Genomic DNA, 23,271 nt, shown 5'->3' on the forward strand with positions numbered 1-23,271 from the left:
ATCCACACTGGATCAAGAACAATGTTTGGGAGGGCGTGGCGGCGGGTACCGCGTCTCAGCTCACCCTCAGTCGCTGCGCCGTAGCGGTGGAGGAATAGCCGTTCAGGCCGAACCTTCCGCTGCTGAAGGCCGTGTCGGTCGCGTCGATGGCCGGTGAGCTGCCCTGATCGAGCCAAATCTGGATTCGTGCTCCGGCGGCGCGCACTTTCAGGTGATATGTCCTGCCCGGGATGATTGGTGTGACATAAGTCGCTATGTCACTTCCGGGACGCCACAGTTTCACGACGCCGCCGGTGTCGATGTTCGCCGTGTAGCCCACACCGTCCGGCGTCGCGCGGAACGTCAGCCCCGCCGCCACCCCGTTCAGGACCGAGAGGTCTCCCTCGTAGACGAAGTCGGTCCCGGTGCGGTCGCTGAGGTAGAACGCGTCGCCGGAGGTGGTGGCGCGCAACGAGTCCGGCGTCGTCGTCCAGGTCCCGGCGGTCGACGTCCACGGTCCTGACTGGAACGCGTCGAAACCACCGGAACCGGTGTTCAGGTTCTGCACGGTCGCCGTGCCGCGGAAGACGTTCGCGCCGAACCGCCCGGACGTGTACGCGGTGTCGGTGGCGTCGATGACCGGCGAAGTGCCGTGGTTGAGCCAGACCTGGATGCGGGACCCGGTCGTCTGCACCTTCAGGTGGTACGTGCGGCCCTTCACGATCGGCGTGGCGACCGCGGCGATGTCGCGGCCGGGCCGCCACAGCTTCACGACCCCGCTCGCGTCGATGTTCGCCGTGTAGCCCACGCCTTCCGGCGTCGCGCGGAACGTCAGCCCCGCCGCCTGGGCCGTGTCGAGTCGCAGATCGCCCTGGTAGACGGCGTCTCCGCCGGTCGTCGCGCTGAGGTAGAACGCGTCCCCGCCCGACTGCGCCTGCTTGCCTCCGGCGACGTCGGTCCACGACCCCGCGGGAGCGCTCCACGGCCCGGCGAGGTTGCTCTCCAAAGTGGACTGGGCGGTGCCCCAACTGGTGCTGAGCCGGGTGAACCTGGCTTCCTTCAGCCGCACCTGGCCGCCCGTGGCGAACAGGCGGATGCCCTGGCTGACGGCGGCGGAGTCGAAGTTCACGTTGTCCGCCACCGAGAACACGCCGTCACCGCCGAAGATCTCCAGCTGGCCGCGGTCGACCAGCAACCGCACGCTGACCTCGTCGCCGGCGGGCTGGAACGGCTGCCCGTACAACGTCCGCGCCGCCCGGTCGTAGACGACGGTGCGGTCGGCGGTGCCGTCGGAGCGGCTGTGCAGCGCGAACCCGAACTGCTGGGCGGTCGCGCCGCGCAGGTCGAACTTCGCGGTGATCTCGTAGGTGTCGGCCAGGATCCCGGCGAACGGGTTGTTCGTGGCGGTCACCGTCGTCGAGCCCCACGTGCGGCTGTCGGCGCGCAGCGAGTCGAGCTCGGCCACCGGGGTCCGCGTCACCTTCGGCCCGTCCGGCGAGTCGACCAGCCCGAGCGACACCGGGAACGACGCGTTGCCGGTCCAGCTGCCGCCGCGGTTGCCGCCCTGCCAGGCCATCTGGACCACCCGGCCGTCCGGCACGTTGTCGAAGGTCTCGGAGGCGTAGAACGACCCACCGGCGTACGTCGTGCCGAGGTTCATCTTCTTCGGCTGCGGCCGATCGGTGCGGAACGTCGTGCCGTCGAACGTGCCGACGACGTACTCGCTGGTCGCGGACGTGAGCACCCACTGCGAGGTACCGTTGAGCGGCAGCACGTACAGGTCGGGGCACTCGAACAGCCAGTCGGCCCGGTAGCGGCTGGCGAACGTCCACTTCAGCAGGTTCGGCGAGGTGTAGAGGTCCACGCCGTTGCCGCCGACGTTCGACCACACGACCATGACCCACTGCCGGCGCGCGGCGTCCCAGACGACGTTCGGGTCACGGCTGTCCTTCGGGATCTCGATCTGCTTGCGCCCCTGGTCGTACGCCTGGAACGTGCGGCCGTTGTCGTTGCTGTAGAAGATGCTGACGCCGTCGGTGTTCGAGTAGACGACGATCGGGTCGAGCGCGCCGGTCTTGAGACCCGAGGCGTTCGTCCTGTCGACGATGCCGCCACCGGAGAACAGGATGCCGGGGTGCACGCCGGGTTCGAGCGCGATCGGCTTCTGCGTCCAGTGCACCAGGTCGGGGCTCGTGGCGTGGCCCCAGTGCATGGTGTCCCACTCCAGGGAATGCGGGTTGTGCTGGTAGAAGAAGTGGTAGAGGCCGTTGGCGAACACCAGCCCGTTGGGGTCGTTCATCCACCCCGACCGCGAGCTGAAGTGGAACTGGCCGCGGAACGGCTCGGCGTACGTCGTCGCCGGGTAGGGGAACTCCGGGTAGTCCGGCACGGAGCCCGCTCTCGCCGGGCCACCCGGCACGAGCAGGGCTGATGCGGTGATGAGCACGGCCAGTGCCGCGCGAACCCGACGTCCCACGAGAGACCTCCCCGACAACGTTGTCGAGCGTCACCGTTCCGCAGATCCCAGTTGAGATGTAGCCGCCCTCCGGGTGAGAGCGTTCCCATCGTTCACACGTCGAGGGTGACGTCCGTCAGCGGCGCGCTGGTGCAGGTGCGGACCCGGCCGTCGGGCTCCTCCTGGGTGACCTCGCCCGCGCGGAGCTTCACGACGCAGTCGCCGCAGCTGCCGACCGTGCAGGAGTACGGCATCGGCAGCCCGGCCGCGAGCCCGGCGTCGAGCAGCGTCTGGCCCGGTTCGACGACCGCCGTGCCGACTGGCTCGCCGCCGCTCTCGACGAGCAGCCGTTGCGGGGTGGTGGAGGCCGTCACGACCGGCACCGTCGTGTAGCGCTCGGCGTGGACGCGGTCCGGTGCGACGCCGAGTGCCTTGATCGCCTGCCGTGCGGTGTCCATGAGCGGTTCCGGGCCGCAGAGGTAGAACCGCGCGTCGATGAGGTCGGCTGCCCACTGCCGGATCCTGTCCGCGTCGAGCCGCCCTTCGCGCGAGGTGAGGACGTGCGTGACGGAGAGGCGGTCGGGGTGCAGCTTCTCCAGCCTGCCGAGCTCGGCTTCGAAGATGGTGTCCTCGACGGTGCGGTTGCTGTAGAGCAGGGCGACGCGGCCGGCCGGTTTTGCCAGCACCGCGCGGATCATGCTCATCATCGGCGTGATCCCGCTGCCCGCCGCGACCATCGCCGCGTCGTAGCCTGGCTCGAGGTGGCCGGGTTCGAGGTGGAACGCGCCGGACGGGCCGCGCACGGACACCCGGTCGCCCACCGCGAGCGAGTGCACGTGGGCGGAGAACCGGCCGACCTGCTTGACGGTGACCTCCAGCCGCCCGCCCGGTGCCGACGACGCCGAGTAGGGCCGGCGCAGGCCGTCGCTCACCAGCGTGAAGAACTGGCCCGGCCGGAAGTCGAACGGATCGCCGTCCTCCAGCACCAGCGTGACGGCGTCCGGTGTCTCCCGGCGCACCTCGGCGACGCGCACCTCGCGCAGCGGCTCCTCCCGCGTGACGCGTGGTGTGGTGGTGGGCAGCTCGTAGCCCTCCTTGCGCAGGCCGGAGCGGTAGGCGAGGTTCATCACCGCGCGCAGCCACCGGGACGGGACCAGGTCCGCGATCTTGAGCAGCAGCCCCGACCGCTTCCCGCTGTTCGCCGCCAGGTGCCGGCCCGCGATCGCCATCAGGTCGGGCACCTCGGCCGGTGCCGTGGTCCACAGCCGCGACCGGGTGATCGCCTCGCTGGTGGTCAGGTCCGCCGCCTCGACGTCGACGAGGAGTGCGGCGTGCGGCGGGATCCCGCGCAACGCCAGCGGTTCCAGCACGGCCGGGTCCACGGTGATCTTCGCGCGGCCGCGCACGTGCAGGACGCCGGTGCGGCCGGGCACGAGCGCGGCGAACGAGAGCCGGTCGTCCTGCACGAGGTTGTGCAGCGAGTCGGCGCGCTTGTTGCCCTTGCGGTCGGGGATCACGAGCGTGCGGTCGTCCAGCACCCACGCGACCTGCTGCTGGTCGCCGCGCGGACTCGTGTCGCTGCCGCCGCCGGAGTCCCAGGTGGACAGTGCGAGGAACGGTGCGGTGGCGAGGAAGTCCGCGATCCCCGGCCGGGCGAGCGGCCCGTCCCCGCCGACCTCCTGCACGGGCCGCCGCGGCACCGGCGGCTGCCACAACCCGGACCGCAGCACGGCCTGGGCGCAGTGGACGTAGACCTCCTCGACCTCGAACGCCCGCCGCCGCACCGAGCCGTTGACCCGCAACGTCTCCCCGACGCCCGGCAGGAGGAACACCAGCGACGCCGGCCCGTCGGCGGTCTCGTCCATCTCGAACGAGATCCGCGTCGGCGAGTGCACCCGCGCGAACCCCGGCCTGCCGCCGACGAACGTCGTCCGGCTGGTGCCCCGCGCGTCCCGGTAGCCGAAGCCCGCGACGGGGCTGCGCGCCAGCAGCTCCACGCACCCGGAGTCGAGCGCGCCGATCTGCTTCAGCATGATCATCGACGCGGGCCGGCCGATGAGGTCCTCCACCTCGCCGGCCGTGCTGAGATTGTTTTCCCTGCTCATGGCACTATTATGAGCTTTTGCTCAGTTCTCCGGTACTCGCTTTTGGACTCGTGGGAAGAGGACACCATGCCGTCGGCAGGCCGCCCCGTAGAGCCACGTCGCAAGCCCCGTCAGATCCGCGCGGAGCTGACCCGCGACCGCATCCTGACCGCGGCTGCTCACGTTTTCACCGAGCACGGCTACGCCGCCGGCACCACCAACCGCATCGCCGAGCAGGCCCGCGTCTCGATCGGCTCGCTGTACCAGTACTTCCCGAACAAGGACGCGATCCTCGCCGAGCTGATGGTCCGCCACATCGACCGCGGCGCCCTGCACCGCGCCGACGAGCTCGACGTCTCGCCGGGCACCCTGGAGGCGGTGGTGCGCGTGATCGTCCGCGACGCCGTCGACAACCACCGCGACGACCCGCGGCTGCTGCGCATCATGATCGAGGAGGGCCAGCTCTCCGAGGAGCTGCGCGCCACCGTCGCCCGGCACGGCGAGCAGCGCGTGGCCGAGGTCCGCGACCTGCTGGGCAGGCACCCGGACGTGCGCGTGCGGGACCTCAGCGCGGCGGCCGAGCTGATCGTGTTCACGGTGGAGGTGAACACGCACCGGCTGGCGGCGTTCCCGCAGGGGCTGGCGATCGAGACGGTGGAGAACGAGCTCGTGGACATGGTGACGAGGTATCTGCGGGGCTAACGCAGCCGGTGCCCGCCGGCCGCCAGCACCCGCCGCACCTCGGCCACCGTCTCCCCCACGTCCAGCCCGCCGCTGTCGACCACGTGCCGTTCGAGCTCCCCCAGCCGGCAGAAAGCCCCGTGCAGCCCGGTGATCGCGTCGACGTTCTGCAGCTCGCCGACCCGTCCCCGAGCACGGGCCAGCGTCGTCTCCAGGTCAGGCCGGAGCACGACGTACGACACGGCGAGGTCGAGCGCACGGAACGGGTCCAGGGACCACGGCCCGATGATGCCGTCCACCACCACGTCGTACCCACCGCGCGCGAACGTCGTGGTGGTGCCGACGATCGCCTCGATCACCACCTCGTTCTGCCGCGCGGCCTCCGGCAGGAACGGCAGCACGAACCCGGTGCGGATCGAGCGGTAGAACTGGTCGGTCACCAGGTGCACGGCGGGGTTGCCGGCGTCGGTCGCGAGGAGCCCGGCCACCGCGGTCTTGCCCGCCGCGGGCGGGCCTGCCAGGACGATCACTTGTCCGTTCACGCCGCCGAAAGCTAGTCGCGGAAAAATCGAAGGAACAGACTGTTGTTTCGGCGGCGCGAGGACGTCATCGGTTCGCGCGGGCCTGTTCGACGCGGTCCTCCAGCTCCTCGAACCACCGCCGCCCCTGGGCGCCGCAGCTGTCGCGGATCTCGTGCTTGAGCTCCGAGGTGTCGGCGTTCAGGTCGCGCACGACCTCCAGCCCCTGGTCGACCTGGACCCGCAGCTCGCCGTGCGAACGCGCCAGGTGCGTCGCCACGGCCTGCATCTCGGCGCGGGCCTGACGGGCGCCCCGGCTCGGCAGGACGACGCGGTGCTGGGCCAGGCGGGACCGGCGCACGAGGTACGACATGGTGTGCAACGAGGTCTGCGCGGAGCGGTAGGCCATGTGCGCGGTGTCGGCGCACTGGTACGACTCGCGGTGGAAGACGCGCAGGGAGTGGAACTCGACGTCGGACCGGCCGGAGCCGCGCCGTTGTCCCGGATGGCCGGGCGGGCCCTGCGCGCGGAGCTTCGTCACGCGTGCCCTGACCTGTTCGGCCTGGCGTCGCACGCGGTCGTTCGCGGCGCGGACCTGCTTCAGCGCGCGGTCGGCTTCCGCTGCCGCGGCGCGGACCTCCTCGACGGTGACGCGTCGCGGTCTGCGGTCCCACCACCGGAACGCGAGGAGCACGCCGACGCCGATGAGGCCGGACGTGAACAGCGGGCCGATGCCGCCGTTGAGGTCGTGCGGGCCCGGCTCGAGGTTCAGGAACGCGTAGGTGTTCATCGCGCCGAGGAAACCCGCGCTGCGCAGCAGGAAACCCAGCCAGCGCCGGCCGGCGGGCGTCGACCAGCCGCGGACCCTCCCCTCCTTGCTCAGCGACGTCCTGACCAGCAGGACCGCCAGCGGCAGCGTGACGACCGAGAACCACAGCCACGCCTGCGCGTTGACCGCCTGCTCGGGCGATCCGGTCGCGAGGATGTGCGCCGCGATGGCCGGGGACACCAGCGCCATCGTCAGCGGCATGACGAAGAACAAGCCGAGGAAGGCGAGCCCGCAGCCGCAGCCGGAGCGGTTATCGGCCACGGCGGCGCGACTTTCCCGGGCGGGCCGTGGTGAGCGCCGTCGCGCCGGACCCGTTGAGCACCTTGTCGATCACCTTCGCCACCCCGCCGGTGAGGTCGGAGTGGTGCTGCACCAGCGCCGTGGTGAAGTGCTGGGTCAGCTCGACGTACGCGCGGCGTTCGGCGTTCGGTATCCCAGGTCTGACCGTCGCGCGCTGCATGTTGACCATGCACTGGCGCAGCGCTCCCGCACTGGCGTCGGCCCGGCCCAGGTGCTCGCGCATCTGCCGCAGCGACGCGCTGGACTCGCGCCGGCGCTGGTCGAGGAGCTTGAGCTGGATCTCCTCCTCGCCCGTCCGCGTCCGGTTGCGGTGCAGCGTCTGCATCTCCGCGTTCAGCGCGTACGTCTCGGCGACGGGCCTCGCCGCGGCGCCCAGCGGTTTCAACGACTCCGTGATCCGGGAGACCGTGTCGGTGAACTGCACCCGATCGCCCGTCACCCGGGCCCAATCGTTGGACATGGCGGGTTAATCCACGCCGCCCGGTCGCGTGTTACAGAGTCCCTTGCACCACAGGGATTTCCACGTCGGCACGCATGATCAGTCCGGCAGCCCGGCCGCGCTCTTGGCGCGGGTCCAGAACTTCGTGACGTCACCGGGGTTCTCGCGGGTGGACGGCAGGACGTGCGCCGGGCGTTCCCGTCGATCGTGCCAGAACTGCCCGGACCGCGGCGCCGGGCTCGTGGCGGCCAGCCACACGACCGTGTCCGCACCCTCCTCCGAGGTGCGCAGGAATGCCTTGGTGAGCCGGTGGAAACCCGGCAGCGACCCGGCGACGCCCGGGGTGTCGGCCCAGCCGGGATGCATGGCGTGCACCGCGATTCCGTCGGACGCGTACCGGGCGGCCATCAGCGGCGCGAGCGCGACCTGCATGCGTTTCGTACGCGCGTAGGCCGTCGCACCGCGATATTCGCCCTCGCGGTACTCGGGGTCGTCGGCGTGCAGCCGTTGCGTGTACATGCCACCGGACGACACGAACACAACGCGCGCGTCGGGAGAGGCCGCGAGCAACGGACGCAGAAGGTCCGTGAGCAGCAACGGTCCGAGAACGTGCGTAGCCAACGTCAGCTCGTGGCCCTCCGGCGTCTCCGTGCGCTTCTGCGGCAACACACCGGCGTTGTGCACCAGCACGTCGAGCCGGTCGAACTCCGCGACCATCTCACCGGCGAAGCGCCGCACGGACTCCGGGCCCGACAGGTCGCACAGCCGGACCTGGACGACGGCGTCGGGCACCGCGGCGACGATCTCGTCCCGCGCGGCCGCGCCCTTGGCCTGGTCGCGCACCACGAGCACCACCGCGGACCCCAGCCGGGCCAGGCCCAGCGCGGTCGCCTTGCCGATCCCGGTCCCCGCGCCGGTCACGACGGCCAGTCCCGCCCGCAACGCGCCCGGCTTCGGGTCGTCGGCGGGCCAAGACCTGCGGCGGAGCCGATAGCCCCACTTCGAGTAGCCCGGCGCCACGAGCCGGTCCGCGAGGGTGTCGAGCATGGTGACGCCTTCCTGTCAGCCGTAGCGGAGGGGTTTCCGCGCGGGCGCCTCCAGCACGCGTGACGCCAGCCACGCGAGGCCGTCGGCGGTGCTCGCGGGGGTGCCCGTCGGCTGGATGACGTGGCTGAGCACGGCGCGCGTGACCAGGTCGACGAGGACCTCGACCTGCTCGTCCGCCAGCCCCGTCGGGTACCGCGCCACCCGCGCGGCGAGCATCGTCTTGACCTCGGCCAGCAGCGTCTCGGCCTGCGTGGTGAGCAACGGCAGCAGCTCGGTGTCGGCGCCGTGCGTCGCCGAGGCGATGGCGCGGACCAGCAGGTTGCCCTGGGCCAGGTCCAGCACGTTGCGCACGGCGTCGTGGATCGCCTCGACCAGGTCGTCGGCGTGGCGGTCGAACGCGTCGCCGACGGACGCGAGGAACCGGCCCAGCTCGTGGGCGAGCATGGCGTCGGCGAGCGCGTCCTTCGAGCCGACCTCGTTGTAGACGGTCTGGCGGCTCACCCCGACCTGCTCGGCGAGCCGGCCCATGGTGACCGCGGCCCAGCCGGTGCGGGCGGTCATCTCGATCGCCGCCTCGATGATCGGCAGGCGGCGCTGACCGCCTGCCGACGCTGTCGCAGCTGTGCCCATGCACTCGATCCTAAGCGGACGCCACCCGTCCCGGCGCGACGAAGTCGATCTTCTCCCGCACCCCGCAGTCCGGGCAGCACCACGAGTCCGGGATCGCGGACCAGGGCGTACCGGCCGGGAAGCCCTCGCGCGGGTCGCCGATCTTCTCGTCGTAGACGTACCCGCAGCTGGGGCACATCCCGCCGGCGGTCGCGTCGCCGCGCGTGTCGCCGACGGCCTCCTCGCCCACGTCCGTGCCGCCGTAGCGGGCCAGCACCTTCGCCCGCTTGCCCGGCTGGATGTTGGCGCGGCCGATGTCGCCGTCGAAGTGGGCGCGCACCCGCGGGTCCATCACGCGGCGCCACAACGGCGGCACCAGTGCCAGCAGGATCATCCCGGCGTACCCGGTCGGCAGCACCGGCGACTCGGCGAAGTCGCGCAGCGTCTGGTAGCGCCGGGTCGGGTTGGCGTGGTGGTCGCTGTGCCGTTGCAGGTGGTAGAGCAGGACGTTCGTGGCGATGTTGTTGGAGTTCCAGCTGTGGCTGGGGTCGACCCGCTCGTACCGGCGACGGCCCGGCGCGCCGACCATGCGCCGCAGCATCCCGTAGTGCTCCATGTAGTTCACGACCTCGAGCAGCGAGAACCCGATCACGGCCTGGACGAGCAGGTACGGCACGATGCCGACGCCCAGCCACACGATCATCGCCGCCCACAGCGCCGCCGACATGAGCCACGCGTTGAGCACGTCGTTGCCGATCCGGTACGGGTGCTGGTCGCGCCGGCCGTACCGCTTGCGCTCCAACCGCCACGCCGACTTCACCGACCCGGCGACCGTGCGCGGCCAGAACCGGTAGAAGCTCTCCCCCACCCGGCTGCTCGCCGGGTCCTCCGGCGTCGCGACGCGGACGTGGTGGCCGCGGTTGTGCTCGATGTAGAAGTGGCCGTAGAAGCTCTGCGCGAGCGCGATCTTGGACAGCCACCGCTCGTGGCTCTCCTTCTTGTGCCCCAGCTCGTGCGCGGTGTTGATGCCGATGCCGCCGATGCACCCGATCGACACGGCGAGCCCGATCTTGTCCACGACGGCCAGGTCGCCGCGCGCGATCACCCAGAACGCCAGCACGAAGCCGACGTACTGGATCGGCAGGAACAGGTAGGTGATCCAGCGGTAGTAGCGGTCGTTCTCCAGCCGTTCGATCACGTCGTCGGGCGGGTTGGAGCGGTCCAGCCCCGCCACGAGGTCGACCGCCGGGACGATCACCAGCACCACGACCGGGCCGATCCAGAACCACACGCCCCAGCCCGTCGCGGCGTGCAGCCCGATCGCCAGGAACGCCAGAGACGGGACGACCAGTCCGAGCAGCCACAGGTAGCGCTTGCCGTCCGTCCACTGCTCGGTCGAGCCGACGGGCACCGTTGCCTTCATGTCGCTCATGCCACGCTCCTTCGGGGGAGGTTGACAGAACGGTAGGCGACGTAAAGCTGATTTGACAAGGCGCCGCAGTTTGTAAATCAGACGAGCGAGAGCAGGACCCGCTCCCGCCTGCGGTGGGCGAACGCCGTCACCGTCACGCGCACCTGCCCCGCCACCGCGCCCAGCGCCGCCGTCAGGTCGCGGACCACCTGCTCGCGCGGGCTGCGGTGCCACAGCACCACCTCGGCGTGGATGTCGCCGTCGACCCCGGTCTCGATGCTGTGCACGGCCGGGTGGCAGAGCACGGCCTGCTCGACGAGCGACAACCGCTCGTCCTCGGACAACGGCCTGCGCAACTGGACGACACGACGGCTGCTGCTGGACAACGGGGACTCCTCTCGCCGGGCACAGGTCAGGACGCACGGACGAGCCCGCCTGTCACGCACGTTCACCCGATCAGGTCAGAACACCTCGCGGTGCCGCTCCTGCGCGCGCACCTCGTCGAGGTCCGAGAGGCGGCGCAGGTTCTGCACGGCGCGGCCCATCCGGTGGTTGGCGCGGACCGCCGGCTCGTGCTGGTCCATCCAGGCCCAGTACCCGGCGGTGAACGGGCAGGCGCGCTCACCGGTGCGCTTGCGCGGGTCGAACCAGCAGCCGCCGCAGTGGTCGGTCATGCGGTTGAGGTAGGCGCCGCCGCTGAGGTACGGCTTGGTCGCGATCACCCCGCCGTCGGCGTGCTGGCTCATGCCGATCACGTTCACCGGCATCACCCACGGGAAACCGTCCACGAAGGACGTGATGAACCACTCGTTCAACGCCGCCGGGTCGTAACCCCGTTGCAGGGCGTGGTTTCCCAGCACCATCAGCCGCTGGATGTGGTGCACCCAGCCGTGGTTGCGCACCCCCTCCAACGCCGTGCGCAGGCACGCGGCCCGCACCATGGCAGGCCGCAGCCGGGCCCACCAGTCCGGCAGGGGCGTCGTGGCGCGGAAACCGTTGCGCTGCAGATACTCCCCGCCGAGGTGCCAGTACAGGTGCCACACGTACTCGCGCCAGCCCAGCACCTGGCGGATGAACCCCTCCGCGCTCGCCAGCGGCACGGCGCCGGAGCGGTGGGCGTCCTCGGCGGCGTAGACGACCTCCAGCGGGTGGAGCAGGCCGTGGTTGAGCGGGACCGACAGCAGCGAGTGCGCCATCGTCCAGTCCTTGGTCAGCACGGCGTCCTCGTGCGGGCCGAAGTGCGGCAGCCGGTCGCGCACAAACGACTCCAGTGCCTGGAGCGCCTCGGTGCGGGTGATGGCGAAGCGGCGCGTACCGTCCCTGCCGACCGCCGGCAGCTTCAGCTCGTCGAGGTCCTTGCGGACCTGCGCGTCGATCTCGTCCTCCTTCGGCCACCACGGTTCCGGCACACCGAGCTTCGCGCGCTTCGGCGGTGGCTCGCGGTTCTCGGCGTCGAGGTTCCACCGTCCGCCGACCGGCTTCTCCCCCTCCATCAGCACGTCGAAGCGCGTGCGCTGGAAGTGGTAGAAGTCCTCCATCAGGAACCGCTCGCGGGTGCCCGCCCACGCGGTGAACTCCTCGCGGGACAACGCGAACGCGGGCGTCGGGCGCATCTCGACGCCGAGCCGGCGCAGCATCCGTTGCGCGGCCAGGGAACCCGGCTGGTAGGCGACGAGCGGGCGGCCGAAGTCGCGGATCGCCTCGCCGTAGGTGTTCGCGCGCACGATCGTGACGCGGTCCGGGAACTCGGCCGCCAGGTGGCGCATGCCGGACAGCACCAGGTGCAGCTTCTGGCGGTGGTAGGGCTTGCGCCGCAACGCCGCCGCCGACTCGACGAGCAGGATCTCGTCGTGGCCGGTGTAGAAGTGCGGTCCGAGCTGGTCGCCGAACAGCAGCAGCGCGGTCACCGGGCACCGCGCAGGTCGGCGAGCACGGCGTGGGCGGCGCGGCGGCCCGAGTGGAGTGCTCCCTGGATGGAGCTGGTGTCGCGGTGGTCGCCGCACACGTACCGCCCGGCACCCGCGCGCACGGACTGCTTGAGCCTGCGCGGCGCCGCCATCGTGGGCAGCGCCCGCGGGATCTCGTATCGGCGGAGCACCTCCCAGCGGCTGGTGTCGTTGCCGTACAGGCGGTTGAGGTGGGCTCGTACGTCCTCTTCGGACGCTTCGCCGAGCACGGTCGCCTGCACCAGCGGGGCGTGCGGCGAGTAGGGCCGGGACACCTCGGACATGACGGCCGTGTTCACGACCGGGCCGCCGTTGGCGTCGACCACCAGGCAGCCGTCGCGCAGCGGGGAGCGGGGCGGGCGGAAGTACCAGGTGGTGACGCTGTTCCAGCTCGGCTCGGTCAGGCCCGGCAGCAGCTTCGCCGCCGTCGTGCCGTCCGTCGCCACCACCACCGCGTCCGCGTCGAGGCGTTCGCCGCCTTCGAGGTCCACACCGCGGTCGTGCACGGCCCGCACGACCGTCGCCAGCCGGACGGTGCCGTCGGGGAGCTTCGCGGCGATCGCCTTCGGCAGCTCGCCCATGCCGAGCGCGGGAACGGCGGCGCCGCCGCGGGCGAAGCTGCGCCACACCAGGTGGAAGAACCGTGACGACGTCCTCAGCTCCCGCTCCAGGAACACCCCGGACAGGAACGGCCGGAACACCGCCTCCACCGCGCGGTCGGTGACGCCGAGCCGGCGCAGCTCGTCGCGCGTCGTGCGGTCAGGCGCGGTGAGCAGCGGTGCGGCGGGACCGAACGCGTCCCGGGCGGAGAACCGGGACAGCGCGGCGAGGTCGCGCGCGCCCAGGACGTGCTGGCGCAGCATTCCATCCCACGCCGACCGCCCGGTGCGCGGGTCGGCGAGCAGGTCGTGGCGGCCGTCGTCGTGGACGAACACGCCGGACCGCAGGTGCCGCAGCGGAAACGGTCCCAGGTCCAGCCGTTCGAGCTCGGGGTAGGCGGGCAGCATGATCTGGAAGCCCCGGTCGAACCGCACGCCGTCGACGACGTCCGTCCGCACCCGGCCCCCGACCTCGTCGGACGCCTCCAGCACGGCGACCTCCGAGCCGGCCGCGGTCAGCTCCAGAGCGGCGCTCAGCCCGGCCAGTCCTGCTCCCACCACCACGATCACCCATCGACCGTATGGGCCGTTCGATGCCTTCGCACAACGAACGAACGGGTGTATTCGGCAGGCATGTGGTTGATCGCCGTACGATGCAGGGACGTGCGTCGAGAAAACGGCGCCGTGGACTCCACTCGCACACGTAAGGAGCGCCGCGGTGCAGCCTGCGATCACCGCTCTCGTGGACGACCTGCCCGTGGTCGTCTGGCGGGGCGAATCGCGTGGGCGCGCGATCACGTTCTTCTCCGCCGCCGTCGAACGCCTGCTCGGCCACCCGCCTGGACGCTGGCTCGACGACCCCGGGTTCTGGGCCGAGATCACCCATCCCGACGACCGCGAGGACAGCCAGCGGCTGCGCTGGGGCCCGGACGACTACGAGACCGTGTACCGCGTCCACACCGCCGCGGGCGACCTCGTCTGGGTGCTGGAGACGACGCGCGTGGACGGCGTCCTGCGCAGCGGTGTGCTGATCGACGTGACCGCCCAGCACGCGGCGGCGGACCGGCAGCGGTTCCTGGACCTGCTCGAACGCGAGTCGCAACGGCTGGACGACGCCGAGGAGCTGATGGCGCTCACGACCCGGCTGCTCGGCGAGCACATGGGCGTCGACCGCTGCGCCTACGCGCGCACGGAGGCTGACGAGAACCACTTCGTCATGAGCGGTGACCACGCCACGGGATTACCTCCGCTGCCCGGCCGGTTCGCGATGAGAGCGTTCGGCAACGGCGCGTTGACGGCCATGCGTGCCGGAAAGCCGTGGGTGGTCGACGACTGCTTGAACGACCCACGGCTCGACGACGAGGACCTCGCGGCGTACGACGTGACCGGTATCCGTGCCGTGATCTGCCTGCCGTTGTTGCGCGGTGGACGGTTCGTCGCCGCTATGGCCGTTCATCAGGCGTCAGTGCGGAACTGGACCCGTGACGAGGTCGACCTCGTGTCCGTCGCGGTGAACCGTTGCTGGGAATCGCTGCAGCGCGCGCATGCGGACCGTGCGTTGCGTGACAGCGAGAAGCGGCATCGTCAGCTCGTGGAACGCGCGACCGACGCGATCTGGATGCTCGACCACGAGATGCGGTTCGTGTCGGTGAACCCCGCGACCGGCCACCTGCTCGGTTACCGGCCGGAACAGCTCGTCGGCACCACGATCGCCGACCTGCTCGTCGACGGCCTGCCGGACGACCTCTCGACGGCCCAGGTCGTGTCGATGCGGCACGCGGACGGCACGGTGGTCGCGCTGGAGCTGAGCGTCCAGACCACGCCGACCGGCTCGCAGGCGATCGGCCGTGACGTGACCGAGCGGCAACGGGCCGAAGCCGAGCGCGAGCTGCTGCTGCAACGCGAGCACGAGATCGCGGCGGCGTTGCAGCAGAGCCTGCTGCCGCGCGAGCTCCCGATGCTGCCCCGCCTGGCGACCGCCGCGCGCTACCTGCCCGCCGCGCGGTACTCGCAGATCGGCGGCGACTGGTACGAGGTCGTCCTGCTCGGCGAGTCCCGCGTCGGCCTGACGGTCGGCGACGTCGTGGGCAAGGGACCGGCCGCCGCCGCGGTGATGGGCCAGCTGCGCAGCGCGCTGACCGGCTTCCTGCTCGACGGCCACTCCCCCTCGGAGTCGTTGCGACGCTTGGACGTCTTCGCGCTGCGCGTGAACGGCGCCGTCGGCAGCACGTGCGCGTGCATCGTGTTCGACCCGGACATCGGCGAGCTCTGCTGGGCCTCCGCCGGCCACCCGTCACCGGTGGTCGTCGACGCGGCCGGGGCGCGCACGCTCAGCGAGAAGATCGGCCCGGTCCTCGGCGCCGCCGGCCCCATGTCACCACCGCAGCACGCGACCCCGCTGCCGCCCGGTGCGTCCGTCGTCCTCTACACCGACGGCCTGGTGGAACGCCGCGGCGAGGTGCTGGACGAGGGTGTGCGCCGGCTGGTCGAGGCGGTGGGCACGGCGTCGAGGCTGGCGCCCGCGTTCCTGGTGCAGCGCATCGTCGACCAGGTGCTGACGGACGGCAGGGCCGACGACGTGGCCCTGCTCGTCGCCCGCCACCTGCCCGCACCCCTGCGCCGCCACCTGCCGGCCGAGGCGCAGGAGCTCTCCGCACTCCGCCACGCCGCCACGGCCTGGGCCGACGCCGCGGGCCTGTCCGACGACTCGGTGTACGACCTGGAACTGGCCCTGGGCGAGGCCGCGGCGAACGTCGTGGACCACGCCTACCCGTCCGGCGGCGGCACGTTCGACACGACGCTGGAGTGGACGGGCCGCGGCGTCCAGGTGACCGTCACCGACCACGGCCGCTGGCGCCCGGCCCCCGCCGACAAGGGCGACCGCGGCCGTGGCCTGACGATGATCCGCGCCCTGAGCGACTCGGCCGACCTGGACGCGGGCGCCGACGGCACCACCATCCGCTTCCACGTCCCGATCGCCTCGCAGGCGGGGACGGGGACGCCGCCCGAGCGCGGGCCCGGCGAGCCCGTGTCCGACGAGACGGCCGCCGGTCTGACCGACAGCGACGACTCCGACGTGCAACGGGTGCTGCTCACCGGCGACCTGGACATCGCGACCGTCGAGGACCTGCGCGAGGCGTTGCTGGGACGGATCGACGTGGCCGACGAACGCCCGGTCGAGGTGGACCTGACCGGACTCGACTACCTCAGCAGCTCGGGGGTGGCGCTGCTGTTGCAGGCGTGGAAGCGCGCGGAGGGACGCGGGAGGGCGCTGTCGCTGGTCGCGGCCGAGGGCTCGGCACCGGCGCGGATCCTGGACCTCTCGGGCCTGGCGCACACGACACGCCCCACGACGGAGCGCTGAGGCAGGCCAAGGCCGACGCGGCGCGCGAACCGGGCAAGGTGAGACCGGCGCCGTACCGACGAAGCCGGGTCAGCCCGTGCAGTCCACCACCGCGAACACCGTCTTCCCGCCCTCCTCGCGCGCCCGGCTCCCCCACTCCCGCGAGATCCGGTCCACCACCACGATCCCCCGCCCGCGGTTCTCCCCCAGCCGCGACCGCCCGTACACCGGCGCGACGGGCGAGGCGTCGTCCACCTCGACCACGACCAGGCAGGGCTCCGCCGTGTGCAGGATGCGCAGGTGACCGGAGCCCGGGGTGTGGTCCAGCACGTTCGACACCAGCTCGGTCACCACGAGCTGCACGTCGTACAGGTGGTCATCGCCCAGCGAACCGAGCGCGGTGGTGACGGCGCGCCGCAGGCCGGACAGCGACATGCCGCGCTCGACGGGGACGTCCACGACGGGAGTGGTCACGGGAGCCGCCGCAGCAAGACCAGGGCGATGTCGTCCTGCTTGCCCTGGCCCAGCTCGGCCAGCAGGCGGTCGGCCAGCTCGTCCATGTCGTCGCTGTGCGACACGGCGGCGCGCAGCTTCTCCATGCCCACGTCGAGGTCGACGCCGGGACGTTCGACCAGGCCGTCGGTGGTGAGCAGGACGGTGGTGCCGGGCGGCAGCGGCACGGTGGTGGCCTCCTGGCGGTCCAGGCCGATGCCGAGCAGCGGGCCCTTGATCGGGGCGTAGCGGGCGCCGGAGGCGTCCACCAGCAGCGGGGGGACGTGGCCGGCGTTCGCGACCTCGGCCGTGCCCGCCTCCAGGTCGACCAGCAGCAGGCACATGGTCGTGAGGCCGCCGGTCGGGTGGAAGCGTTGGAGCAGGACGTCGACCCTGCGCAGGATCTCGGCCGGGCGGTGGCCCTCGACGGCGTAGGCGCGCAGCGTGTGGCGCACCTCGGCCATGATGGTCGCGGCCTCGATCGAGTGGCCGCACACGTCGCCGATGGTGATCAGCACGCGGCCGTCGAGCTCGATCACGTCGTAGAAGTCGCCGCCGATCTCGGCGTTGCTCTGCGCGGGCACGTACCGGGCCGTCATCGGCAGCTCGGGGCGCTGCGGCAGCTCGCGGGGCAGGAGGCTGCGCTGCAACGTCAGGGCGAGCGAGTGCTCCTCGGCGAACGTGTGCAGGCCCTCCGCCGCGAGCGCCGTCGCCTGGGCCAGCTGCGACAGCAGGTTGCGGTCCTCGTCGCCTGCCACGGACTCGGGCGCCACCGCGATGCAGATCGGCGAGCGGCGCAGCTTCGTGCGGGCCAGCGCCGCCACGACGGGGTTCGCCGGGTCCCACGCGCCGCCCTCCACCACGGCCACGCCGACGCCGGCCTTCACCGACGCCATCCAGCGCTCCACGTCCGCGATGTCCGGCGCCGACGAGGTGCCGGACGTGGCCACGCAGATCGTGCCGGACGACGTGCCGAGCACCGCCGTCGCCGGGGTGTCGAACATGTCGGCCGCGCCGATCGCGGCGGCCTCCACGAGCGCCTCGAACGTCGTGGCGGCGTTGATGGCGAACGTGGCGGTGGTCAGGCGGGTGAGGCGCGCGGCCAGGTGCTCGGCCAGGGCGCGGGCGCGGTGGTAGCGCAGCGCCGCCTCGACGTTGGCCAGCAGCTCGCCGGGGTCGACCGGTTCGGTCAGGTAGGCGTCGGCGCCGCGGGTGAGGCCGGTGACCTTGTCCTCGGGCTCGATGTAGGTCGCCGACAGCATCACGACGGGAACGGAGCTGGTGCGCGGGTCGGCCTTGATCCGCTCGGTCACGTCGTAGCCGCTCATGTCCGGCAGGTGCACGTCGAGCAGGACGAGGTCGAACGACTGGCCCTCCAGCGCGGTCAGCGCCTCGGCGGCCGTGGTCGCCTCGACGACCGTGTGGCCGCTGCGGCGCAGCCAGCTGCACGCGATGAAGCGGCTGGCCTCCAGGTCGTCGACCACGAGGACCCTGGCGGGTCCGCCTCCCATGGCTGTCGGGTTCATCGGCCCTCCGTTCTGCGGGCGGTGAGCTGGGCGTCCCTGATCGCGCGGCTCATCGTCTCCGGCGCGATCCCGCCCTCGTGCAGCATCGCGGCGCCCAGGCCGTGCGCGGTGCGGGCGACGCCACCGGGGTCGTCGCCGCACACGATCACCACCGGCACCGCCTTCAGGTCGGCGTCCAGGCGCAGCACCGACAGCACCGCGCTCCCGCTCATCAACGGCGCGTTGGCCCCCATCAGCACGAGGTCGGGCCGGTGCGCCTTCGCGAGGTTCACCGCGCTGCGGCCGTCGTCGGTTTCGACGACCTCGTCCGCGAGGCCGGTCAACGCCTCCCGCAGCTGCGCGCGGAGCTTCTCGTCGCCGTCCGCGATCAGCGCGCACGCCACGGGCGCGGGCTGCGCGGACTCGTCCTTGCCCGTCGGCAGGGTCAGCGCGACCTCCGTGCCGACGCCGGGGGCGCTGCTCAGCGTCAGCGCGCCGCCGAGGATCTCGGCGAGCTTGCGCGCGTAGGACAGGCCCAGACCGGTGCCGCTCGCCCCCACCTGCAGCGCGTTCGGCACCTGGTAGAACTCCTCGAAGACCTTGCCCTGCTCGTCCGGCGGGATGCCGATGCCCGTGTCGGTGACGACGAACCGGACCTCGTCCGTCCCCGGTCCCGGTGCGGCGGTGAAGCGGATCTCGCCGTGCCGGGTGAACTTGACGGCGTTCGACAGCACGTTGCGCAGGATCCGCACGAGCATCGTCTCGTCGGTCACGAGCGGCGGCAGCTCGGGGATCGCCTCCACGACCAGCCGCACGTCGCCCGAGCGCAGCAACGGCCGCACCGACGACCGCAGCTGCGTGATCACGTAGTCGAGCGCGACCGGCGCCGTCCGCGGCCGCAGGCTGCCGGACTCGGCCTTGGCGGTGTCGAGCAGCTCGTTCACCAGCGCCAGCAGCGTCGCCGCCGACTCGTTGATCAGGTCGACGTGGTGGCGCTGGTCATCGGTCATCGGGTCGCCGCCGGGAGCGCTGAGCAGGCGCGTCAGGCCGACCACCGAGTTGATCGGCGCACGCAGCTCGTGGCTGATGTTGGACCAGAACCGGATGCGCGCGGCCGCGGCCTCCCGCAGCTCGGCGGACTTCGCGTCCAGCTCGGCGTAGAGGGCGACCACGCCCTGGTTCGTCTGCTCCAGCTCGTCGGACAGCTCCTGGTAGAGCGCCACGACGCCGCGGTTGGTCTCCTCCAGCTCGGCGTTGAGCCGCTCCAGCTCGGCGCTCTTGGCCTCCAGGTTCTCGAGGGTCTCCACGAGCTCCTGGTTCTGGGCGCGCAGCTCGTCGAGCGCGCTGCCGCCGGCCGTGTCGCGCAGCTCCAGCAGCAGGCCCTCGTCGACCTGGACGGCGTGGTGCACGTGCTTCACCAGTGTCACGCCCGCGGACGTCATGGTCAGCTCGTCCATCAGCCTGCGGGCGGTGTCCCAGCCGGGGCCCGTGCCGGTCACGGACGCCGGCTGCCACGTCAGCTCGACCAGCAGCGCGGGTGCGGCGTCGCGCCGCAACCGGAAGACCGCGGTGGTGCCCACGTCCTGCCGCACCAGCTCCCTGCCGACGTCGCTCAGCGCCGTCGCCACCCGGATCTGGTTCTGCCCGTCCAGGCCGACCGCCGCCGCGACCTGCCGCCCGCGCTGGCGGAGCAGGAACACGTCGCGCTCGTCGGCGATCGGCAGGCGCAGCAGCTCGGTCGTGGTCATGCCGGTCTGGCCACCAGGACGCTCGCGTCGTCGTTGCGCACTCCCGCTTCCCGCAGCAACGTCGTCGCGATCAGGACCGGCTGGTCGTGGACCAGGTCGCCGCCGAAGTCGAGGCCCCACCGCTCGGTCAGGCCGTCGGAGTGCAGCACCACCGCGGCGCGGTCCGGCAGCGCGTAGTCGAACGTCCTGATCGTGCGCGCCTGGTGTCCCGCCACGCCGGGCACCGAGATCATGCCCTGCTTGCGGTCGCCGAGGACGGCACCAGCGATGTTGCCGAGGCCGCAGAAGCGCACGGTCCTGGCGGCGAGGTCGATGTCGGCGACCGCCACCGCACCACCGCGGGTGCCGCGCAACGCCTGGTGCAGGCGGGTGACGATCTGGTCCGGCGGCATCGGGGCGAGGTCGCGGAAGGTCCGCACCGCGATGTCGGACGCGGCCGCCGCCAGGGGCCCGTGCCCGGACCCGTCGCACATCATCAACGTCAGCCGGTCCGCGCTGCGGCAGAACGCGTAGGCGTCGCCGCACACCTCCTCGCCGGTGATGGGCCGCGTGATCCCGGCCGCGTTCTCCGCACCCCACTCGGGTGCCCAGTCCAGCACCGGCGCGAACCGCGCCACCAGCGCCGTGCCGGAGCCCAGCCGCGAGGTCATGGAGCACGACGTGGCGAGCCGCGCGACCGCGCCCAGCCCGACGCCGAGCGTGCCGGTGGTCGACTGCCCGTCCTGCCAAGCCAGCGCGACGTCGCCGATGCCGGGACCGCGGTCCACCGCCACGATCTCGACGGCCGAGTCCCGCTCCCCGCGCACCGAGCGGAGCACCACGACGCCCTGCCGGGCGTGCTTGTGCAGGTTCGTGCCGATCTCGGTCACCGCGAGGCCGATCTCCGCCGTGCGGGTCTCGCCGAACCCCAGCCGTTCGGCCAGTGCCGCGGCGGCGCGGCGGATCCTGCCGACCTGGGCGGTCTCCTCGACGGGCAGCCAGGCCTCGTCGCGCACCAGCGGCAGGCACGTCGCGGTCGTCATCTCTTCCACTTGACCACCGTCACGACGGTGCCGCGGCCGACCTCGGTGTCGAGGTCGAACTGGTCCACCAGGCGCTTGGCCCCGCTCAGCCCGAGGCCGAGCCCGCTGCCGCTGCTCCAGCCGTCGGCGAGCGCGAGCGACAGGTCGGGGATGCCCGGCCCCTCGTCGTGGAACGACGCGCGGACACCGGCCCGGCGGCCGTCGCTGACCTCCTCGACGCGGGCGAAGCCCCCGCCGCCGTAGATGAGCGTGTTGCGGGCGAGCTCGCTGGCCGCCGTGACCAGCTTCGTCTGGTCGACCAGCGAGAGCTTCGTCTGCTGCGCATAGGTGCGCACGAGCTGACGCACGCGCACGACGTCGTCGTCGCCGGTGATCGACAGCTGTTCCGGCCCTTCGGACCGGGGCGGCATCAGGCGTCCTGCTCGAACGCGTCGGACCGCGCGAGCACGCCCCGCCGCTCGCGACCGAGCTGGCCGAGGATCTTGAGCCCGCGTTCGAGGTCGAGCGCGGTGCGCACGCCGCCGAGGGTGAGCCCCAGCTCCACCAGCGTGATCGCCACCGCCGGCCGCATGCCCACCACGACGGTGTCGGCGTCGAACAGCCGGGAGATGGACGCGATCGTCGCGAACATCCGCCCGATGAACGAGTCGACGATCTCCACCGCGGAGATGTCGATGACCACGCCGTGGGCGCCGGTCGCGCTGATCTTCTCGGCCAGGTCCTCCTGCAGCGCCAAAACGCTCTGGTCCTGCAGGTCGATCTGGATGGAGACGAGCAGCACGCCGCCGATCTTCAGAATCGGGACGCGTTCCATCAGCGGGCCTCGTTGCGCACGACGTCGACGCCCTCGCGGCGCAGCGCGTGCCGCAGCGCGTCGGCGAGGGAGGCCTTGGTGACGATGTCGCCGAACTCGATGCCCAGCGCCACGATCGTCTGCGCGATCTGCGGGCGGATGCCGGACACGATGCACTCCGCGCCCATCAGCCTGGCCGCGACCACGGTCTTGAGCAGGTGCTGCGCGACCTGGGTGTCGACGGCGAAGACACCGGTGATGTCGATGATCGCGTGCTCGGAGCCCGTCTCGACGAGGGTCTCCAGCAGCTTCTCCATGACGACCTGGGTGCGCGCGGAGTCGAGCGTGCCCACCAGCGGCACCGCCAGCACGCCCTCCCAGATCTTGACCACCGGCGTGGTCAGCTCGAGCAGCTGCTCGGACTGCTCGCGGATGATCTCCTCGCGGGCGCGGGAGTACGACTCGAACGTGAACAGGCCGAGCGCGTCGAGCAGGCGGGAGAACGCGAGCACCTCGCGGAAGAGCTCGGGGTCGTTCTCGTTCTCGCTGAGCTCGAAGACCTGCTGCTTGAGCGAGAACACGCTCGACGCGGTCTCCGACGGCGTGAAGCCGGCCCGGACGCGCGACCGCGAGTACTCCTCCAGCAACGATCTGACCTCGGCGAACTCCGCTCCGGAGGTGTCCCTGCCGTCCTGGCCGACGAGCGGCAGCAGTGCGGAGAAGAACTCCCGGAAGTCGGTCTCCAGCTCCGCCTTCGTCGCCCGTCCGCGCAGCAGGGCCGCGACCACGCCCACCCACTTGTCGATCAAGGGCTCCGCGTTCGTCCGCAACAGCTCGGTCAAACGCCGGGCGTGCCCCGCATCTGCAGTCAACTCAAGCCTCCTCAGGCGGTCAGTACCCCACAGACAGTAGCTGTGCGCCGCCGCGAGACCCGACAGGTGGTTGCCGCGTTTAGCGAGTTCCCGGACGAGGTACGTTCACGCAGCACACCAGTGACAGAAAGGCACCCTCTTGGCCGTCGGAGGCGAGCCCCCTGATACCCCGCTCGTGCTGGAGCTGAACCACGATGTGGTCGACATCGCGGAGGTCCGCCGGTGGGCCGGTGCCGCGTTGCCGCAGCTGCACGAGGACGACCTGCTCGACGTTCAGCTGATCGTGACCGAGCTCGTGTCCAACGTGTACGACCACGGCGAGTTCCCGGCGCGGCTGACGCTGCACCGGCCGCCAGAGGAGGGCGTGCGGATCGTGGTGGAGGACGCCTCGCCGATCCCGCCCGTGCTCAAGCCGTCGTCGCCGCACTCCGCCAGGGGCCGCGGCCTCGTGCTGGTGGACCAGCTGGCGCGCGAGTGGGGCGTGGACGAGCAGGAGACCGGGAAGGCCGTGTGGGCGGTCGTGCCGTGCACCGGCGGCGAGTGACCGGGTCCGCAGCGCCCATGACGAAGGCCGGAGTCCGCGGGTGACCCGCGCTCCG

Annotated in this window: 21 protein-coding genes; 3 read left to right on the top strand and 18 right to left on the bottom strand. The window is 71.8% G+C overall.

Annotated features, from left to right (window positions below; translation table 11 throughout):
- Positions 1 to 55: 55 nt before the first annotated feature.
- Positions 56 to 2,455 (bottom strand): glycoside hydrolase family 32 protein, encoded by a 2,400-nt coding sequence (locus ACFWV3_RS18265; RefSeq protein ID WP_382412498.1) that lies wholly within the window; start codon positions 2,453 to 2,455, stop codon positions 56 to 58.
- Positions 2,456 to 2,547: 92 nt separating this feature from the next.
- Positions 2,548 to 4,539 (bottom strand): 2Fe-2S iron-sulfur cluster-binding protein, encoded by a 1,992-nt coding sequence (locus ACFWV3_RS18270; protein ID WP_382412499.1) that lies wholly within the window; start codon positions 4,537 to 4,539, stop codon positions 2,548 to 2,550.
- Positions 4,540 to 4,605: 66 nt separating this feature from the next.
- On the opposite strand from ACFWV3_RS18270, the gene ACFWV3_RS18275 reads away from it, so the two are divergent.
- Complete coding sequence (locus tag ACFWV3_RS18275; protein ID WP_382412500.1) at positions 4,606 to 5,220, top strand: TetR/AcrR family transcriptional regulator; 615 nt, start codon at positions 4,606 to 4,608, stop codon at positions 5,218 to 5,220.
- On the opposite strand, the gene ACFWV3_RS18280 is transcribed toward ACFWV3_RS18275, so the two are convergent.
- From ACFWV3_RS18280 to ACFWV3_RS18320, 9 genes are all read right to left on the bottom strand, one after another.
- Positions 5,217 to 5,741 (bottom strand): hypothetical protein, encoded by a 525-nt coding sequence (locus tag ACFWV3_RS18280; protein WP_382412501.1) that lies wholly within the window; start codon positions 5,739 to 5,741, stop codon positions 5,217 to 5,219. The two genes, ACFWV3_RS18275 and ACFWV3_RS18280, sit on opposite strands and share 4 nt — an antisense overlap.
- A gap of 64 nt (positions 5,742 to 5,805) precedes the next feature.
- On the bottom strand, positions 5,806 to 6,807 hold the full coding sequence (locus ACFWV3_RS18285; RefSeq protein ID WP_382412503.1) for a hypothetical protein: 1,002 nt from the start codon (positions 6,805 to 6,807) through the stop codon (positions 5,806 to 5,808).
- Positions 6,797 to 7,306, bottom strand: coding sequence for a hypothetical protein (locus ACFWV3_RS18290; protein ID WP_382412504.1), 510 nt, complete (start codon positions 7,304 to 7,306; stop codon positions 6,797 to 6,799). Before ACFWV3_RS18290 ends, ACFWV3_RS18285 begins: the two co-directional genes overlap by 11 nt.
- A 78-nt stretch (positions 7,307 to 7,384) precedes the next feature.
- Entirely contained in the window at positions 7,385 to 8,332 is a 948-nt protein-coding gene (locus tag ACFWV3_RS18295) for an SDR family NAD(P)-dependent oxidoreductase (protein ID WP_382412505.1), read from the bottom strand.
- A gap of 15 nt (positions 8,333 to 8,347) precedes the next feature.
- On the bottom strand, positions 8,348 to 8,962 hold the full coding sequence (locus tag ACFWV3_RS18300; protein WP_382412507.1) for a TetR family transcriptional regulator: 615 nt from the start codon (positions 8,960 to 8,962) through the stop codon (positions 8,348 to 8,350).
- A 10-nt stretch (positions 8,963 to 8,972) separates the two neighbouring features.
- Positions 8,973 to 10,373, bottom strand: coding sequence for a fatty acid desaturase (locus ACFWV3_RS18305; RefSeq protein ID WP_382412508.1), 1,401 nt, complete (start codon positions 10,371 to 10,373; stop codon positions 8,973 to 8,975).
- A 77-nt stretch (positions 10,374 to 10,450) separates the two neighbouring features.
- Positions 10,451 to 10,738 carry a hypothetical protein gene (locus tag ACFWV3_RS18310; protein WP_382412509.1) on the bottom strand — a complete coding sequence of 96 codons (288 nt, stop codon included), beginning with the start codon at positions 10,736 to 10,738 and terminating at the stop codon, positions 10,451 to 10,453.
- 75 nt (positions 10,739 to 10,813) lie between these two features.
- Entirely contained in the window at positions 10,814 to 12,259 is a 1,446-nt protein-coding gene (locus tag ACFWV3_RS18315) for a cryptochrome/photolyase family protein (RefSeq protein ID WP_382412510.1), read from the bottom strand.
- Positions 12,256 to 13,467: an NAD(P)/FAD-dependent oxidoreductase gene (locus ACFWV3_RS18320; RefSeq protein ID WP_382412511.1), complete on the bottom strand. Its 1,212-nt coding sequence runs from the start codon at positions 13,465 to 13,467 to the stop codon at positions 12,256 to 12,258. Before ACFWV3_RS18320 ends, ACFWV3_RS18315 begins: the two co-directional genes overlap by 4 nt.
- A gap of 148 nt (positions 13,468 to 13,615) precedes the next feature.
- Here ACFWV3_RS18320 and ACFWV3_RS18325 point away from each other — a divergent pair, with 148 nt between their 5' ends.
- Positions 13,616 to 16,261 carry a SpoIIE family protein phosphatase gene (locus ACFWV3_RS18325; RefSeq protein WP_382412512.1) on the top strand — a complete coding sequence of 882 codons (2,646 nt, stop codon included), beginning with the start codon at positions 13,616 to 13,618 and terminating at the stop codon, positions 16,259 to 16,261.
- A 69-nt stretch (positions 16,262 to 16,330) separates the two neighbouring features.
- Here the strand turns inward: ACFWV3_RS18325 and ACFWV3_RS18330 are convergent, their stop codons facing one another.
- The 7 genes from ACFWV3_RS18330 to ACFWV3_RS18360 are packed head-to-tail and all read right to left on the bottom strand — an operon-like array spanning position 16,331 to position 22,672.
- Positions 16,331 to 16,714 carry an ATP-binding protein gene (locus ACFWV3_RS18330; protein WP_382412513.1) on the bottom strand — a complete coding sequence of 128 codons (384 nt, stop codon included), beginning with the start codon at positions 16,712 to 16,714 and terminating at the stop codon, positions 16,331 to 16,333.
- Positions 16,711 to 18,258, bottom strand: coding sequence for a SpoIIE family protein phosphatase (locus tag ACFWV3_RS18335; RefSeq protein WP_382412514.1), 1,548 nt, complete (start codon positions 18,256 to 18,258; stop codon positions 16,711 to 16,713). The genes ACFWV3_RS18330 and ACFWV3_RS18335 overlap by 4 nt, the downstream gene beginning before the upstream one ends.
- Positions 18,255 to 19,985, bottom strand: a complete 1,731-nt coding sequence (locus tag ACFWV3_RS18340; RefSeq protein ID WP_382412515.1) for an ATP-binding protein — start codon at positions 19,983 to 19,985, stop codon at positions 18,255 to 18,257. Before ACFWV3_RS18340 ends, ACFWV3_RS18335 begins: the two co-directional genes overlap by 4 nt.
- The gene (locus ACFWV3_RS18345; RefSeq protein ID WP_382412516.1) at positions 19,982 to 21,007 is read right to left on the bottom strand and encodes an ATP-binding protein; all 1,026 of its coding nucleotides are present in this window, start codon (positions 21,005 to 21,007) and stop codon (positions 19,982 to 19,984) included. Before ACFWV3_RS18345 ends, ACFWV3_RS18340 begins: the two co-directional genes overlap by 4 nt.
- Entirely contained in the window at positions 21,004 to 21,417 is a 414-nt protein-coding gene (locus ACFWV3_RS18350) for an ATP-binding protein (RefSeq protein WP_382412517.1), read from the bottom strand. The genes ACFWV3_RS18345 and ACFWV3_RS18350 overlap by 4 nt, the downstream gene beginning before the upstream one ends.
- On the bottom strand, positions 21,417 to 21,821 hold the full coding sequence (locus ACFWV3_RS18355) for an STAS domain-containing protein (RefSeq protein ID WP_382412518.1): 405 nt from the start codon (positions 21,819 to 21,821) through the stop codon (positions 21,417 to 21,419). Before ACFWV3_RS18355 ends, ACFWV3_RS18350 begins: the two co-directional genes overlap by 1 nt.
- A complete protein-coding gene (locus ACFWV3_RS18360) occupies positions 21,821 to 22,672 on the bottom strand; it encodes an STAS domain-containing protein (RefSeq protein ID WP_382412520.1) in 852 nt (283 codons plus the stop codon). Before ACFWV3_RS18360 ends, ACFWV3_RS18355 begins: the two co-directional genes overlap by 1 nt.
- A 175-nt stretch (positions 22,673 to 22,847) precedes the next feature.
- Between ACFWV3_RS18360 and ACFWV3_RS18365 the strand changes: the two genes are divergently transcribed.
- The gene (locus tag ACFWV3_RS18365) at positions 22,848 to 23,216 is read left to right on the top strand and encodes an ATP-binding protein (protein ID WP_382412522.1); all 369 of its coding nucleotides are present in this window, start codon (positions 22,848 to 22,850) and stop codon (positions 23,214 to 23,216) included.
- Positions 23,217 to 23,271: the final 55 nt, after the last annotated feature.

This window comes from Lentzea sp. NPDC059081 (assembly GCF_042738015.1).
Classification (GTDB): Bacteria; Actinomycetota; Actinomycetes; order Mycobacteriales; family Pseudonocardiaceae; genus Lentzea.

Excerpts from the sequence above, each read along its gene's own strand:
- ACFWV3_RS18290 (WP_382412504.1), bottom strand. The coding sequence starts at position 7,306 with ATGTCCAACGATTGGGCCCGGGTGACGGGCGATCGGGTGCAGTTCACC.
- ACFWV3_RS18270 (WP_382412499.1), bottom strand. The coding sequence starts at position 4,539 with ATGAGCAGGGAAAACAATCTCAGCACGGCCGGCGAGGTGGAGGACCTC.
- ACFWV3_RS18300 (WP_382412507.1), bottom strand. The coding sequence starts at position 8,962 with ATGGGCACAGCTGCGACAGCGTCGGCAGGCGGTCAGCGCCGCCTGCCG.
- ACFWV3_RS18305 (WP_382412508.1), bottom strand. The coding sequence starts at position 10,373 with ATGAGCGACATGAAGGCAACGGTGCCCGTCGGCTCGACCGAGCAGTGG.
- ACFWV3_RS18345 (WP_382412516.1), bottom strand. The coding sequence starts at position 21,007 with ATGACGACCGCGACGTGCCTGCCGCTGGTGCGCGACGAGGCCTGGCTG.
- ACFWV3_RS18275 (WP_382412500.1), top strand. The coding sequence starts at position 4,606 with ATGCCGTCGGCAGGCCGCCCCGTAGAGCCACGTCGCAAGCCCCGTCAG.
- ACFWV3_RS18295 (WP_382412505.1), bottom strand. The coding sequence starts at position 8,332 with ATGCTCGACACCCTCGCGGACCGGCTCGTGGCGCCGGGCTACTCGAAG.
- ACFWV3_RS18350 (WP_382412517.1), bottom strand. The coding sequence starts at position 21,417 with ATGCCGCCCCGGTCCGAAGGGCCGGAACAGCTGTCGATCACCGGCGAC.
- ACFWV3_RS18355 (WP_382412518.1), bottom strand. The coding sequence starts at position 21,821 with ATGGAACGCGTCCCGATTCTGAAGATCGGCGGCGTGCTGCTCGTCTCC.
- ACFWV3_RS18340 (WP_382412515.1), bottom strand. The coding sequence starts at position 19,985 with ATGACCACGACCGAGCTGCTGCGCCTGCCGATCGCCGACGAGCGCGAC.
- ACFWV3_RS18335 (WP_382412514.1), bottom strand. The coding sequence starts at position 18,258 with ATGAACCCGACAGCCATGGGAGGCGGACCCGCCAGGGTCCTCGTGGTC.